The sequence below is a fragment of the Paracoccus sp. pheM1 genome, from assembly GCF_018499825.1.
Taxonomy (GTDB): domain Bacteria; phylum Pseudomonadota; class Alphaproteobacteria; order Rhodobacterales; family Rhodobacteraceae; genus Paracoccus; species Paracoccus versutus.
The window spans coordinates 2,456,791-2,470,638 of record NZ_JAGXCX010000001.1 but is presented as its reverse complement, the minus strand read 5'-3'; the positions used below and the strand labels follow the sequence as shown (position 1 = coordinate 2,470,638).

At 69.2% G+C, this 13,848-nt stretch carries 15 protein-coding genes and 1 tRNA gene; 9 read left to right on the top strand and 7 right to left on the bottom strand.

Annotated elements, in window-relative coordinates; translation table 11 throughout:
• Positions 1-9: 9 nt before the first annotated feature.
• The 5 genes from fdhE (at position 10) to KF941_RS12515 (ending at position 5,092) form a co-directional block, all read left to right on the top strand.
• Positions 10-918: a formate dehydrogenase accessory protein FdhE gene (fdhE, locus tag KF941_RS12535; protein ID WP_214273475.1), complete on the top strand. Its 909-nt coding sequence runs from the start codon at positions 10-12 to the stop codon at positions 916-918.
• A gap of 19 nt (positions 919-937) precedes the next feature.
• Complete coding sequence (selB, locus tag KF941_RS12530; RefSeq protein ID WP_214273474.1) at positions 938-2,869, top strand: selenocysteine-specific translation elongation factor; 1,932 nt, start codon at positions 938-940, stop codon at positions 2,867-2,869.
• 1 nt (position 2,870) lies between these two features.
• Positions 2,871-2,966: transfer RNA gene (locus KF941_RS12525), tRNA-Sec, on the top strand.
• Positions 2,967-2,986: 20 nt separating this feature from the next.
• Positions 2,987-4,042, top strand: coding sequence for an aldo/keto reductase (locus KF941_RS12520; RefSeq protein WP_214273473.1), 1,056 nt, complete (start codon positions 2,987-2,989; stop codon positions 4,040-4,042).
• 84 nt (positions 4,043-4,126) lie between these two features.
• Positions 4,127-5,092: a nitronate monooxygenase family protein gene (locus KF941_RS12515; RefSeq protein WP_036753719.1), complete on the top strand. Its 966-nt coding sequence runs from the start codon at positions 4,127-4,129 to the stop codon at positions 5,090-5,092.
• 121 nt (positions 5,093-5,213) lie between these two features.
• Here KF941_RS12515 and KF941_RS12510 read toward each other — a convergent pair whose 3' ends face one another.
• Complete coding sequence (locus KF941_RS12510) at positions 5,214-6,017, bottom strand: response regulator (protein WP_072462154.1); 804 nt, start codon at positions 6,015-6,017, stop codon at positions 5,214-5,216.
• Positions 6,018-6,110: 93 nt separating this feature from the next.
• Here KF941_RS12510 and KF941_RS12505 point away from each other — a divergent pair, with 93 nt between their 5' ends.
• From KF941_RS12505 to KF941_RS12490, 4 genes are all read left to right on the top strand, one after another.
• Positions 6,111-6,257, top strand: coding sequence for a NepR family anti-sigma factor (locus tag KF941_RS12505; protein ID WP_019352327.1), 147 nt, complete (start codon positions 6,111-6,113; stop codon positions 6,255-6,257).
• A gap of 5 nt (positions 6,258-6,262) precedes the next feature.
• The gene (locus KF941_RS12500) at positions 6,263-6,856 is read left to right on the top strand and encodes an RNA polymerase sigma factor (protein ID WP_036753724.1); all 594 of its coding nucleotides are present in this window, start codon (positions 6,263-6,265) and stop codon (positions 6,854-6,856) included.
• A gap of 9 nt (positions 6,857-6,865) precedes the next feature.
• Positions 6,866-8,647: a histidine kinase dimerization/phosphoacceptor domain -containing protein gene (locus KF941_RS12495; RefSeq protein WP_214273472.1), complete on the top strand. Its 1,782-nt coding sequence runs from the start codon at positions 6,866-6,868 to the stop codon at positions 8,645-8,647.
• 372 nt (positions 8,648-9,019) lie between these two features.
• Positions 9,020-9,652: a LysE family translocator gene (locus KF941_RS12490; protein WP_072462152.1), complete on the top strand. Its 633-nt coding sequence runs from the start codon at positions 9,020-9,022 to the stop codon at positions 9,650-9,652.
• 5 nt (positions 9,653-9,657) lie between these two features.
• On the opposite strand, the gene KF941_RS12485 is transcribed toward KF941_RS12490, so the two are convergent.
• From KF941_RS12485 to KF941_RS12460, 6 genes are all read right to left on the bottom strand, one after another.
• Positions 9,658-10,050 (bottom strand): GFA family protein, encoded by a 393-nt coding sequence (locus KF941_RS12485; RefSeq protein WP_214273471.1) that lies wholly within the window; start codon positions 10,048-10,050, stop codon positions 9,658-9,660.
• 35 nt (positions 10,051-10,085) lie between these two features.
• Positions 10,086-10,964 (bottom strand): YihY/virulence factor BrkB family protein, encoded by an 879-nt coding sequence (locus KF941_RS12480; RefSeq protein ID WP_036753735.1) that lies wholly within the window; start codon positions 10,962-10,964, stop codon positions 10,086-10,088.
• 76 nt (positions 10,965-11,040) lie between these two features.
• Positions 11,041-11,760 (bottom strand): DNA polymerase III subunit epsilon, encoded by a 720-nt coding sequence (gene dnaQ / locus KF941_RS12475; protein ID WP_214273470.1) that lies wholly within the window; start codon positions 11,758-11,760, stop codon positions 11,041-11,043.
• The gene (gene coaE / locus KF941_RS12470; RefSeq protein ID WP_214273469.1) at positions 11,753-12,349 is read right to left on the bottom strand and encodes a dephospho-CoA kinase; all 597 of its coding nucleotides are present in this window, start codon (positions 12,347-12,349) and stop codon (positions 11,753-11,755) included. Before coaE ends, dnaQ begins: the two co-directional genes overlap by 8 nt.
• The gene (locus tag KF941_RS12465; protein ID WP_214273468.1) at positions 12,346-13,194 is read right to left on the bottom strand and encodes a shikimate dehydrogenase; all 849 of its coding nucleotides are present in this window, start codon (positions 13,192-13,194) and stop codon (positions 12,346-12,348) included. Before KF941_RS12465 ends, coaE begins: the two co-directional genes overlap by 4 nt.
• A gap of 154 nt (positions 13,195-13,348) precedes the next feature.
• Entirely contained in the window at positions 13,349-13,795 is a 447-nt protein-coding gene (locus KF941_RS12460) for an Rrf2 family transcriptional regulator (RefSeq protein ID WP_024842801.1), read from the bottom strand.
• Positions 13,796-13,848: the final 53 nt, after the last annotated feature.

The following is a 13,848-nucleotide window of genomic DNA, read 5'->3' as shown; positions in this document are numbered from 1 at the left end:
AAGGAAGCCATGTCCACCGCCCTGAAACCCGATCCCGCGATGATCGGCGGCGTCGCCAAGGTTCCCCTGGCGCGCCTGCCCGATTCCGCGGCGCTGTTCTCGACCCGCGCCGAGCGGTTCGATTTCCTGGCCGGCCATAGCCCGAACCTTGCGCCCTACCTGCGCTTCCTGGCCGGGCTTTGCCGGGCGCAGGCCGATCTGGCGGGCGAATTGCCGCCGCCCCCGCCGCTGCCGCCCGAGCGGATCGAACTGGCCCGCGCCAGCCGCATGCCGCCGCTGGACCGCAACGCCATGCGCGAGGGGCTGGCGCAGGCGCTGCCCTTGCTGCTTGGGCGGCTGGCGGCGCTGGACATGCCCGAGCCTGCGCGGCTGGCGCTGGCGGCCTTGCAGGCGGCCGAGCCCGCGGATCGCGACTGGGTCATGGACAATGTGCTGGCCGACACCATCCCCGAGGACAGCGTGGCCCCGCATCTGTTCGCCGCCGCCGCCCTGCAGGTCCATGCCGCGATGCAGGCGGCGGCGCTGGACGCCGAGAAGCTGGTGCCGATCCGCACCGGCATCTGCCCGGCCTGCGGCGGCCGCCCGGCGACCAGCCTGGTGACCGAAAGCATCGGCGCCGAGGGCGCGCGCTATTGTTCCTGCGCCACCTGCCAGACCCTGTGGAACGAGGTGCGGGTAAAATGCCTCTGCTGCGGCTCGACCAAGGGTATCAGCTACCGCTCGGTCGAAACCGGCGAGGCCACGGTCAAGGCCGAGGTCTGTCGCGAATGCGACCATTGGGTCAAGATCCTGTATCAGAACCGCAACCCCTCGCTGGAGCCCATCGCCGACGACGTGGCCAGCCTTGGCCTCGACCTGATGATGCGGGACACCGAATGGAAGCGGGGCGGCTTCAACCCCTTCCTGGCCGGTTATTGACGGCGGTGCGGCGCGGGCGATGATCGTCGGCACGGCAGGGCATATCGACCATGGCAAAAGCGCGCTGGTTCGGGCGCTGACCGGCATCGAGACCGACCGGCTGGCCGAGGAAAAGGCCCGCGGCATCACCATCGAGCTGGGCTTCGCCTATGCCGACCTGGGCGGCGGCGCCGTCACCGGCTTCGTCGACGTGCCGGGGCACGAGAAATTCGTCCACACCATGCTGGCCGGGGCCGGCGGCATCGACCTGGCCCTGCTGGTCGTCGCCGCCGATGACGGCATCATGCCGCAGACGCGCGAGCATCTGGCGATCCTCGACCTGCTGGGCATCAGCCGCGGCATGGTCGCGCTGACCAAGTCCGATCTTGCGCCCCCTGCCCGCATTGCCGCCCTGAGTGCCCAGATCGCGGAACTGCTGGCCCCGACCGGGCTGGCCGGGGCGCCGGTCTTTCCGGTCTCGTCCCTGACCGGGGCGGGCATCGACGCCCTGCGCGCCGCGCTGGTGCGGGCCGAGGCGCAGACCGCCGCCCGCGCTGCCGAGGCACGGTTTCGCATGGCCATCGACCGCAGCTTTACCCTGGCCGGGACGGGCACCGTCGTCACCGGCACGGTTCTGTCGGGCCGGGTCGCGCCGGGCGACCAGATCGCCATCAGCCCCACGGGACTGCCGGCCCGCGTGCGCGCCGTCCATGCCCAGAACCGCAAGGCCGAGGCTGGGCTCGCGGGCCAGCGCTGCGCCCTGAACCTGGCCGGCGAGGGCGTGACGCGCGATGCGATCCATCGCGGCGACGTGGCGCTGGACCCGGCGCTGCACGCGCCGACCCAGCGCATCGACGTCAGCCTGCGCGTGCTGGGAACCGAGCCCAAGCCGCTGGCCACCTGGTTTCCCGCCCGCCTGCATCTGGGCGCGGCGGAAACCGGCGCCCGCATCGTGCCGCTGCAAGGGCCGCTGGCACCGGGCGAGGAGGGGCTGGCGCAGCTCGTCCTCGACCGTTCCCTGGCCGCGACGCTGGGCGAACGCTTCATCCTGCGCGACGTCTCGGCCCGGCGCACAATCGGCGGCGGGCGGCTGATCGACCTGCGCGCCCCCGCCCGCCACCGCGCCCGGCCCGAGCGCCTGGCGGTGCTGCGCGCCATGGCCCTGCCCGACCCGGCCGATGCGCTGACCGCGCTGGCAGGCGCGGCGCTGATCGACCTGGACGGCTTTGCCCGCGACCGCGCGCTGGCCCCGGCCCAGCTTGACCGCGCCATCGCCGCCTCGGGCATCGCCATCGTCCCCGGCACGCGGCAGGCGCTTGGCCCCGACCGGCTGGCGGCGCTGCGCCGGCAGATGCAGGCGGAACTGGCCGCCTTTCACGCCGAGAATGCCGATCTCCAGGGGCTCGGGCGGGAAAAGCTGCGGCTCATGCTGGACCCGCGCCTGCCCAAGCCCGATTTCGCCGCCTTCCTGCGCGCCGAGGCGGCGGCGGGCCGCATCGCGCTGGACGGCGCCTTCATCCGCCTGCCCGGCCACCTGCCCCGCCTTGCGCCCGAGGACGAGGCGCTGCTGGAGCGCATCCTGCCGCAGCTTGCCGGCGAGGACCGTTTTCGCCCGCCCCGCGTGCGCGACTTTGCCCATGCGTTCGGCGCCGAGGAACCCGAGGTCCGCCGCATCCTGCGCATGGCCGCGCGCCAGGGCCGCATCGACCAGATCGCGCATGATCATTTCTTTGCCCGCGCCACCACGGTCGAGATGGTCGGCATCATCCGCGACCTCGCCGCCGCCAGCGCCGACGGCTGGTTCACCGCCCCGGCCTTTCGCGACCGGGTGCGGAACGGGCGCAAGGTGGCGATCCAGATCCTTGACTTCTTCGACCGTCTCGGTCTGACCTTGCGTCGGGGCGATCTTCGTCGCATCAACCCGCACCGGGTCGACCTGTTCACGCCGGACGGGTCGGACGAGCGGGAATAAGGGAAGAGAAGCGTCCCCGGTGGGGCGGCCGGACTTCAAATCCGGTTGGGGCAGTGAGCCTGTCTCGGGTGGGTTCGACTCCCACTCTCTTCCGCCAGATGCGACGAAAGGACGGCAATGGACAGCACGGTGCTTGGCAGCAGCAAGGTTCGGGTCAGCGCGGTCTGCCTGGGCACGATGACCTTCGGCAACCAGACGGGCGCGGACCAGGCCCATGCCCAGATGGACCGCGCGCTGGCCGCCGGCATCACCTTCCTCGACACGGCCGAGCTTTACCCGGTGAACCCGGTGCGGTGCGAGACCGTGGGCCGGACCGAGGAAATCGTCGGCGACTGGCTGTCCGCGCGCGGCGGCCGCGACCGGGTGCAGATCGCCACCAAGGCCGCCGGCCCCGGCGACAAGGTGCGGGCCGAGGGCTTCGACGGCGCCATCCTGCGCCGCACCATCGACGCCTCGCTCCGGCGGCTCAGGACCGATTACATCGATCTTTACCAGCTGCACTGGCCGGTGCGCGGCAGCTATGCCTTTCGCCAGAACTGGCGCTACGACCCCTCGAAACAGGACCGCGCCGCGACGCTGGCGCATATGCAGGACGTGCTGGGCGCCTTGGACGAGGCGGTGCGCGCCGGCAAGGTCCGTGCCATCGGCCTGTCGAACGAATCGGCCTGGGGCACGGCGCGCTGGATCGACACGGCCGAGCGCATGGGCGCGCCGCGCATGGCCAGCATCCAGAACGAATATTCGCTGCTCTATCGCGCCTTCGACACCGACCTGGCTGAACTGGCGGTGAACGAAGGGGTGACGCTGCTGGCCTATTCGCCGCTGGCGGCGGGGCTGCTGACCGGGAAATACCAAGGCGGGGCCGAGCCCGCCGGCAGCCGCGCGGCCACCGATCGCGCCAGCGGGGGGCCGGGCGACCTGGGCGGGCGGCGCACCGCCCGCGCCGATGCCGCCGTCGCCGCCTGGCACGGGCTGGCGGCCGAACTGGGGCTGGACCCGGTCCACATGGCCATCGCCTTCACCCGCCAGCGCCCGTTCCACGCGATCCCGATCATCGGCGCGACCGATCTTTTGCAGCTCGACCATCTTCTGGCCGGGCTGGACCTGCGGCTGCCGGCAGAGGCGCTCAAGCGCATCGACAAGCTGCACCGCAGCCACCCGCTGCCCTACTGAAGCGCCCCCGCGACGCCACGGCAGGGTTGGCAGCATGGCGCGGCGCGGGCAATCTGCCCGCGTCACCTGCCCCACGAGGATTTCATGCTGCCCCCGATCCTGTCGCACCTGCGCATCCCCGTCGTCGCCTCGCCCATGTTCATCGTCTCGGGGCCCGAACTGGTGATCGCACAATGCAAGGCCGGGATCGTCGGCAGCTTTCCGGCGCTCAACGCCCGCGAAAAGGACGGCGAGCCGGTGCTGCTTGACGCCTGGCTGACCCGCATCGCCGAGGAACTGGACCGCCACAACCAGGCCAATCCCGACAACCCGGCCGCCCCCTTCGCGGTGAACCAGATCGTGCATCGCTCGAACGCGCGGCTGGAACGCGACATCGAGATCTGCCACCGCCACCGGGTGCCGATCTGGATCACCAGCCTCGGCGCCCGCCCCGAGGTGAACGCGGCCGCCCATGACTGCGGCGGCATCGCCCTGCATGACGTCATCAACAACCGCTTTGCCAAGAAGGCGATCGAAAAGGGCGCCGATGGCCTCATCGCGGTTGCGGCGGGCGCCGGCGGCCATGCCGGGCCGCAATCGCCCTTTGCCCTGGTGCAGGAGATCCGCGAATGGTTCGACGGCCCGCTGCTTCTGTCGGGCGCCATCGCCACCGGGCGCGCGGTGCTGGCGGCGCAGGCCATGGGCGCGGACCTGGCCTATGTCGGCAGCCCCTTCATCGCCACCCAGGAAGCCAACGCCCAGCCCGAATACAAGCGCATGATCGTGGATTGCGGGGCCGAGGACGTCGTCACCTCCTCGCTCTTCACCGGGGTGTCGGGGAATTACCTCGCGCCCTCGATCCGCGCCGCCGGGCTCGATCCGGCCAGCCTGGAGCGCGGCGACGTGTCGGACATGAACTTCGCCGAAGCCTCGTCGCGGCCCAAGGCCTGGAGCCAGGTCTGGGGCTCGGGCCAGGGCATCGGCGCGGTGCGCGAAATCCTGCCCGCCGCCCGGCTGATCGACCGCCTGGCCCGCGAACATGCCGAAGCCCGCGCCGCCCTCTGCGCCTGACCCCCGGCTTCTTCGTTCCCTAAATACTCCTGCAACGGCGCGGCGGGGCGCCAAGGCCCGCGCCTTTCACCGTCTGCCAAACACTCCTCCCCACCGCGCCAGCCGGCGCGGCGGCGGTGCGTCAGGACACCGCCAGCCCCTCGGTCGAGGCGAAGAACATCGCCTGGCTGACGGCCGAGCGCACCTGCTCCTCGGAATAGGGCTTGGAAATCAGGAAGGCCGGCTCGGGCCGGTCGCCGGTCAGCAGCCGCTCGGGGAAGGCGGTGATGAAGATCACCGGGATGTCGCCCATGCTGGCAAGCAGCTCGTTCACCGCCTCGATCCCCGACGAGCCGTCGGCCAGCTGGATATCGGCCAGGATCAGGTCCGGGCGGCTTTGATGCGCCAGGTCGACGGCGGCGGCATGGGTGCGGGCGATGCCGGTGACATCGTGGCCCATGGCCTGCACGATGCCCTTCAGGTCCATGGCGATGATGGTCTCGTCCTCGATCACCATGATTTTGCCGGTCAGCGACTGGCCCATCTCGTTCAGGGCGATCTGCACCAGCTCCTCGGCCTCGGGCTGCGGGCATTGCATGATCTGCGCGATCTGGTCGTAGCGCAGTTCCTCGATGGTGCGCAAAAGCAGCGCCTCGCGGGAATTGGGGGTCAGGCCGCGCAGATGCGCCTGGGCGCGGGCCTCGCGCGGGGTCTGCGCCTCCAACTCGACCGGCTGGCCCGAGCTTTGCCAGATGGCGTGGAAGGTGCGGAACAGCCCGATGCGGGTGTCCTCGCCATCCATCAGGCTGCGATCGGTCAGGATCGCCTCCAGCGTGGCGGCGGCGTAATTGTCGCCGGCGGTCTGGCTGCCGGTCAGCGCGCGCGCATAGCGACGCAGATAGGGCAGTTCCCGGCTGATGGACTGGGCAAGATCCGCTGCGGTCATGTCTACCTCGAAAAAAGCGTCGTGTGTCGGAACCTGATCGGATAGGTAACGGTTAGGCAAGGTGCGCACAAGATTACCGGGAATAACTAAAAAATGAATACCAGGCGTGAGGAACGCAGGCGAGCAGCCATAGAAAAGCAGATCGACGAGAATCTGCGCCGCGTCTATGAGCAGGACGCGACGCAGCAGATACCCGACAGGTTCCTGCAACTGCTCGACAAATTGCGCGAGCAGGAGTGAACCGGATGACCGATCGAAAACCGGCGCGGACGACCCGTTCCCAGGACCATGGCGATCCTCGGGACGAACTGGTCGATCACCTGCCCGCGCTGCGCGCATTCGCGCTGTCGCTGACCCGCGAGGGGGCCTCGGCCGACGACCTGGTGCAGGACACCATCGTCAAGGCCTGGACGCATATCGACAAGTTCCAGCCCGGCACCAACCTGCGCGCCTGGCTGTTCACCATCCTGCGCAACACCTTCTATTCCGCCCGCCGCAAGACCAAGCGCGAGGTCAGCGATTCCGACGGCATCCATGCCGCGCGCCAGGCCACCCGCCCCGAACACGACGGCCGCCTTGCGCTGAACGATTTCCGCGCCGCCTTCGAGCAATTGCCCGACGAACAGCGCGAGGCGCTGATCCTGGTGGGCGCCTCGGGCTTTTCCTACGAGGAAGCGGCGGCGATGACCGGCGTGGCCGTCGGCACCGTCAAGTCGCGCGCCAATCGCGGCCGGCGCAAGCTGGCCGAGCTTCTGCATCTGGAAGAGGGCGAGGAGCTGGAGATGACCGACCGGGCCACGCTGGCGGTGATGGCGCAGAACACGCCGATCCTGCGCTGAGATGGCGTCGTGCTGCGGCGGCTGTTGGACAAGCTGGAATTCACCAAGGGCCTCGGCTTTCGGCTGGGCGGGCTCTTGTCGGTGGCGATCCTGCCCATCGGCCTGATCTCGGTCATCCAGACGCTGCACCTGTCGCGCGAATACCAGCGATCCTCGGAAATCGCGCTTCTGGGCCGCACCGCCACCGCCGCCGCCGGGGAAAGGGCGCTGTTGCAAAGCGCGCTCGGCACCGCCGACGCGCTGGGCCCGGCGGTGCTGGAGACGATGGACCGGCCGCAGGCCTGTTCCGATATCATGCGCGGCCTGGTCCAGCGCACGGTGAACTTCGTCTATGCCGGCTTCACCCGGCTCGACGGGGTGACGGAATGTTCCTCGGTGCGCGGCGTGCACGACCTTTCCGGCGAATCCGCCTTTCGCCAGTTCAGCGAAAGCCCCGGCACGCTGGTCACGACCAGCGCCGACGGGCCGGTCACGGGCAAGGCGGTGGTGGTGGTGATCCAGCCGCTTTACCGCGGGGTCGAGCTGCTGGGCTTCATCGCCGTCTCGATGTCGCATGACCTGCTGCGCTCGACCCATGTCTCGGGGCTGGGGACCGAGGGGGCGCGCATCCTGACCTTCAACAACCAGGGCGAGGTGATCTCGTCGGACCGCGAGGGCACGGGCGACATCACCGAGGTGCTGCCGCGCGGCAAGTCGCTGCCCTCGCTTCTGTCGCGCAGCGAGACGACCTTCCGCGACATTTCCAACTCGGGCGAGCGGCGGGTGTTCAGCGTCGTGCCGGTGGTGCCCGGCCTCGTCTATGCGCTGGGGTCGTGGAACCGCGCCGAATCCGGCATCACCGGCATCGACATCACCCGGCGCACGGCGCTGATCCTGCCGCTGATCCTGTGGGCCGCCTCGCTGGCCGTGGCCTATTTCGCGGTCTATCGCCTGGTGCTGCGCCATATCCGCGAGCTGCGCAGCCAGATGCGCCGCTTTGCCATCGGCGACCGCTCGGCCCCGCCGCCGGTGCTGGCCGACGCGCCCGCCGAGATCGAGGACATGAGCCAGACCTTCCACAACATGGCGCGCATCCTGATCCGCGACGAAGAGGCGATGGAGGCCGCGGTCAACGAAAAGACCGTGCTGCTGAAAGAGGTGCATCACCGGGTCAAGAACAACCTGCAATTGATCGCCTCGATCATCAACATGCAGATCCGGGTGATCGAGCATGACGATGCCCGGCGCGTGCTGCGTTCGGTGCAGGACCGGGTGGCGTCGCTGGCGACGATCTATCGCAACCTCTACCAGGCCGAGCATCTGGATTCGGTCCAGGCCGACCGGCTGATCCGCGACATCATCAACCAGATGACCAATGCCTCGGTCGGCCCCGGCGCCGGGCTGCGCATAGACACCCGGCTGGAGCCCCTGGTGCTGATGCCCGACCAGGCGGTGCCGCTGAGCCTGCTGGCGACCGAGGCTTTCACCAATGCGCTGAAATATTCCGGCGTTTCCGACCCCGATGCCGAGCCCTGGGTGCGCGTCTCGCTGCGCGCGGACGGGCCGGGCCATGCGGTGCTGGAGGTCGAGAACTCGATCGGCGCCAGCAGCCTGGCCGAGGGCACCGGCCTTGGCAGCCAGCTGATCGAGGCCTTCGCCACCCAGCTGGAAGGCGAGGCCGAGCAGGAGATGGGCGAGGGCCGCTTCCTTCTGCGCCTGCGCTTCCAGGTCGAGAACCTGCACAAGCGCGAAGGGGCCGAGATGCCGCAGGTGGTGCTGACCTCGGCCGCGCGGCCGGGCTCGCGGCATTAGCGGGCTTCTGAAAAAGTCCTTGCGACAGGACAGCGCGGGCGGGGAACCGGGAAATCCGCTTCAAATTTGCCGAAAACACCCCATTTTCGGGCCGATATCAGCTGGATCCAGAACGATTTCCGCTGCGTCCCTCTCAAAATCCCTTTTCAGCAGCCTGTTAGAAGAGGCGGTTCGCTTCCCGGTGGCATCGGTCCGACCGGCGAAAGCTGGAGGGGCGGCTTTCCCCGGCGCAAAGCGCTGCGCCGGAACCGCGCGGGCGGCAAAGCCTGCCTGCCGACGCTCGGCGTTGCTGCGCGGCCTGCCGGCTGCTAGCGTCATGGCTGCGGCGCAGTCGGCCGATTGCGGCGCCTTGCCATCCGCGAAGGAAACGCCATGCCCGATCCTGTGAACCTGCTGGCCTTTGCCGCCATCTCGCTGGGCATGGTGCTGACGCCCGGTCCCAACATGATCTATCTCGTCTCGCGCTCGATCTGCCAGGGGCCGCTGGCGGGGCTGATCTCGCTGGGGGGCGTCGCGCTGGGCTTCGTGTTCTACATGCTCTGCGCGGCTTTCGGGATCACGGCCCTGGTCATGGCCGTGCCCTATGCCTATGACGCCCTGCGGCTCGCCGGGGCTGCCTATCTGCTTTACCTGGCCTGGCAGGCGGTCAGGCCGGGCGGGCGCTCGGCCTTTCAGGTCCGCGACCTGCCCAGGGACAGCGCCCGCAGGCTTTTCGCCATGGGGTTCGTGACCAACCTGCTGAACCCCAAGATCGCGGTCATGTACCTGTCCTTGCTGCCGCAGTTCGTGACGCCCGGCCAGGGCAGCGTGCTGGCGCAGTCGCTGGCCCTGGGGGCCACGCAGATCGCCGTCAGCGTCAGCGTGAACGCGCTCATCGCGCTTGCGGCGGGCAGCATCGCGGTCTTCCTGGCCGGCCGGCCGTTCTGGCTGGTCGTGCAGCGCTGGCTGATGGGGACGGTCCTGGCCGGGCTTGCGCTGCGGATGATGGCCGAGACCCGGCGCTGACTCCTCTAGTCCTCGCAGCGGCCAGGGCCGTCCCGATCCCGCTCGTATCGCCGGGCAAGCGGAAATGGCGGCAGCCAGGATTCGCGGCGGATGGTCCACAGCTCATAGGTCGGGACCAGCTGGTCCGGGGCATCCAGCGATCCCAGGTTCACCTCGACCTCATCCCCGCTGCGGGCAAAGACGGACGAGCCGCAGCGGGGGCAGAAGAACCGCCCGGCGTAGTCGCGGGTCTCGCCCTCGATCGTCACCGCGTCCTGCGGAAACACCGCCGAGGCGTGGAAAAGCGCCCCGTGATGCTTGCGGCAGTCCAGGCAATGGCACAGGCCGACCCGCCAGGGGCGCCCGGATGCGGTGATTCTGACCTGGCCGCACAGGCAGCCGCCGGTGAAACGGTCCATGCCGCGCCTCCTTCAGGATCGGGCGGGCGGGCGGTTCACGATGCCTTGCCCGCGTCCTTTCGCGTCGCCTGCCGCAGCTTCTTGGCGGCGATGAAGCGGCGGCGGCGGGACAGTTCCACGTTGATCAGCGCCCCCAGCATGACGGTGAAGCCGCCCAGGTAGAACCACATCAGCAGCGCGATCACCGCGCCGATCGAGCCATAGATGCGGTTGTAGCTGTTGAAGCTGGCCAGGTAGGCCGAAAAGCCATAGGAGGCCGCCGCCCAGGCCAGCGCCGCAAAGACCGAGCCCCAGGTGAAGATCGCCGTGCGCGGCGTCTTCACGTTCGGCCCATAGCGATAGAGGATGCCGATCACCACCAGCACGATGAAGAAGATCGCCATCCAGGGCAGGGCGCCGATCAGCCAGTTGCGCAGGGGCACGTCGGGCAGGAAGTTGAAGGCGATGGGCACCACGACGATGGTAAGCAGCCCCAGCGCGATCACCAGCACGATGACCAGCGTCAGCACATAGGCCAGCAGGAAGCCCATGACCGTGGAATGCGAGCGCACGCCATAGGCCGCGTTCAGCCCGCGGATCAGCCCGTCCACCCCCGCCCGCGCCGAGACGGTGGCGATGATGAAGGAAATCGCCGTGGTCCAGCCCAGCTGCGTGCGCCCCGCCGCCACCAGCGCGCTGATCTGGCCATAGATGATGTCCGCGGCGCTTTGCGGGATGAAGCCGTCCGTCGTATGGACATATTGCTCGATCACCTCGGGGTCGTTCCACAGCCCCCACAGCGCAAACAGCGCCGCCATTCCGGGAAAGACAGCGAACATGGCATAGAAGGCCACGCCGGCGGCGATCAGGCTCATGTGGATCTTGTCCATCCGCTCGAAGATCGCCAGGACGAACTGCCACCAATCCCTGATCAAGGTTCCCGTCCTTTTCCGTTTCGGTCGCCGGCCCTGCGGGGAAACCCGCTTCCCCGCGGGAAAGGTTCCGGCCCCTCTAGTGGTTCACGTCCCCATAGCGCAGCCAGACCGCCTTTTCGCCCAGTTTCGCGACGAAGGCGGCATGGGCCTGGGCCTCGGCCTCGGTGATGCGGGGGGCAAGCGGGCGCGGCCTTTGCCCCCTGGGGGCGGCGGCGCCCTGCGCCCCCGTGCCCGGACCCGAGGCGCCGTGCAGCGGCCCCGTCTCCAGCACCAGCCCCGGCTGGCGACCGCCGCGCAGCGCCAGGTAGACTTCGGCCAAAAGCTCGCTGTCCAGCAGCGCGCCGTGCAGCGTGCGGTTCGAGTTGTCGATGCGGAAGCGCCGGCACAGCGCATCGAGCGAGTTCTGCGCGCCGGGGAACTGGCTGCGCGCCAGTTCCAGCGTATCGACCGCGCGGCTGAAGGGCATGACCGGAAAGCCGCAAAGCCGCAGCTCGGCGTTCAGGAATTTCATGTCGAAGCTGGCGTTGTGGATCACCAGCCGGGTGTCCTGGCCGATGAAGGCGGCGAAATCCGCCGCGATCTCGGCGAATTTCGGCTTGTCGCGCAGGAAGTCGTCGCCGAGGCCATGCACCTCGAACGCCTCCTGCGGCATCGGGCGCTCGGGGTTGATATAGACGTGGAAGGTGCGCCCGGTGGGCAGGTGGTTCATCAGCTCGATCGCGCCGATCTCGACGATGCGGTCGCCGGTATCGGGGTCGAAGCCCGTGGTTTCGGTGTCGAGGACGATCTCACGCATGGGGCCGTTCTGCCATGATCCGGGCGCAGATGTCCATGATCGCCGCCCGCGCGCCGTCCAGCGTGTCCGAGGGGATCAGGAAATTCGCCCGCTTGCGCTTTTCCGCATCCGGCATCTGCCGCGACAGGATCATCCGGAAATCCGCCTCGGTCATGCCGGGCCGGGCCAGCACCCGCGCCCGCTGCACCTCGGCCGGGGCCGAGACCACCGCCACCCCGTCCATCTGGCGCTGGGACCCGCCCTCGAACAGCAGGGGGATGTCCAGCACCACGATGGGCGCGTCCTTGTGCGCGGCGATGAAGCCGGCGCGGTCCTCGGCCACCAGCGGATGCACGATGGCCTCCAGCCGGGCAAAGCCCGAGGGGTCGGCGGCCAGCGCCTCGCGCAGCGCGGCGCGGTCGATGCCGCCCTCCCGCAGCACGCCGGGAAAGGCGGCGGCCACCGGCGCGACGGCCGCGCCGCCGGGCGCGTAAAGCCGATGCACCGCCGCATCCGCGTCCCAGACCGGATGGCCCAGGTCGCGAAACATCTGCGCGGCGGTGGATTTCCCCATGCCGATGCCGCCGGTCAGGCCCAGCCGGTAGCTCATGCCAGCACGATCCGGCGCAATTCGTCGTCGACCTCGGGGCGCTGGCCGAACCAGCGCTCGAAGCCGGGCGTGGCCTGGTGCAGCAGCATGCCCAGCCCGTCCACGATCTCGCAGCCGCGCGCCTGCGCCTCGGCCAGGAACGGCGTCGTCAGCGGCGTATAGACCAGGTCGGTGACCAGCGTGCCCGGCGACAGCGCGTCCAATGGCACCCGCAGCGGCGGCTTGCCCTCCATGCCCATCGAGGTGGCGTTGACCACGGTCATCGCGCCTTCCAGCATGTTGCCGGCCTGCGCCCAGTCATAGACCACGACCTTGGCGCCGAACTCGGACCGGATCTGCTCGGCCCGGATGCGGGTGCGGTTGGCGATGCGCAGTTCGGGCACCCCGCTTTCCAGCAGCGAGGCGACCACGGCCCGCGCCGCGCCGCCCGCGCCGATCACCGCCGCGGGGCCTAGTCCGGGGATCCAGTCCGGCGCGTGCTGGCGGATATTGGCGATGAAGCCGTAGCCGTCGGTATTGTCGGCGTGGATCTTGCCGTCGGCCCGGAAGATCAGCGTGTTCGCCGCCCCGATCAGCGCGGCGCGGTCGGTGACGACATCGGCCAGCGCCAGCACGCTTTCCTTGTGCGGGATGGTGACGTTGGCGCCGACGAAGCCCATGTGCGGCATGGCGCGCAGCACCTCGGCCAGATGCTCGGGCATCACCGGCAGCGGCACGTAATGGCCGGCGATGCCATAGCGCTGCAGCCAGTGCCCGTGCAGCCGGGGCGAGCGGGAATGCGCGATGGGCCAGCCGATGACCCCGGCAAGGGGCGCATGCTTGGGGGCGGGCAAACTGTCAACCATGGCAGACCTGCGGTGCTTTCTCGGGGGCGTCGCCCCGGCATCGGGATGGATCGAATGTCATGTCACAACTGCTATCGGGCTGCCCTGGGGTCAAGCCGTATCGCCCTTCGCGGCCTGGGCCATGGCAAGAATGCAACCCGGCCGGGCGTCGCGTTCAGACCACGCTCATCTCGGGCAGGCCGCCCTCGGCCACCAGATCCTCCAGCGTCAGCGATTCGATCAGCAGCAGATAGGACCAGAACACCTGGCCGAACATGCGGCGCAGCCGGCAGGTCGCCTCGTCCGTGCAATCCTCGCAGCGCTGATAGGACCGGCGCGACAGGCAGGGCAGCGGCGCGATGGGCCCGTCCACCTGGCGCAGCAATTCGCCGATGGAAATCTCGTTCGGGCGCTTGATCAGCACATAGCCGCCAGCCCGGCCGCGGCGCGAGCCGACATAGCCGGCATTGCGCAGCTCCAGCATGATATGTTCCAGAAAACGCTTGGGCGCGCCGGAACGCTGCGCGATCTCTTCGATCGTCAGGGCATTGCCGCCGGCGGCGACCTCATCTGCCAGGGCCATCAGCGCCTTGATGGCATATTTCGTTTTCTGCGAGATCATAGGGGAATCCTTAGTGTTCGCCGTCCCGTCATGCAATGATTTCGGCAAGAAAT

Coding starts and splice junctions, on each gene's coding strand:
- fdhE (WP_214273475.1), top strand. CDS start 10: ATGTCCACCGCCCTGAAACCCGATCCCGCGATGATCGGCGGCGTCGCC.
- selB (WP_214273474.1), top strand. CDS start 938: ATGATCGTCGGCACGGCAGGGCATATCGACCATGGCAAAAGCGCGCTG.
- KF941_RS12520 (WP_214273473.1), top strand. CDS start 2,987: ATGGACAGCACGGTGCTTGGCAGCAGCAAGGTTCGGGTCAGCGCGGTC.
- KF941_RS12515 (WP_036753719.1), top strand. CDS start 4,127: ATGCTGCCCCCGATCCTGTCGCACCTGCGCATCCCCGTCGTCGCCTCG.
- KF941_RS12510 (WP_072462154.1), bottom strand. CDS start 6,017: ATGACCGCAGCGGATCTTGCCCAGTCCATCAGCCGGGAACTGCCCTAT.
- KF941_RS12505 (WP_019352327.1), top strand. CDS start 6,111: ATGAATACCAGGCGTGAGGAACGCAGGCGAGCAGCCATAGAAAAGCAG.
- KF941_RS12500 (WP_036753724.1), top strand. CDS start 6,263: ATGACCGATCGAAAACCGGCGCGGACGACCCGTTCCCAGGACCATGGC.
- KF941_RS12490 (WP_072462152.1), top strand. CDS start 9,020: ATGCCCGATCCTGTGAACCTGCTGGCCTTTGCCGCCATCTCGCTGGGC.
- KF941_RS12485 (WP_214273471.1), bottom strand. CDS start 10,050: ATGGACCGTTTCACCGGCGGCTGCCTGTGCGGCCAGGTCAGAATCACC.
- dnaQ (WP_214273470.1), bottom strand. CDS start 11,760: ATGCGTGAGATCGTCCTCGACACCGAAACCACGGGCTTCGACCCCGAT.
- coaE (WP_214273469.1), bottom strand. CDS start 12,349: ATGAGCTACCGGCTGGGCCTGACCGGCGGCATCGGCATGGGGAAATCC.
- KF941_RS12465 (WP_214273468.1), bottom strand. CDS start 13,194: ATGGTTGACAGTTTGCCCGCCCCCAAGCATGCGCCCCTTGCCGGGGTC.
- KF941_RS12460 (WP_024842801.1), bottom strand. CDS start 13,795: ATGATCTCGCAGAAAACGAAATATGCCATCAAGGCGCTGATGGCCCTG.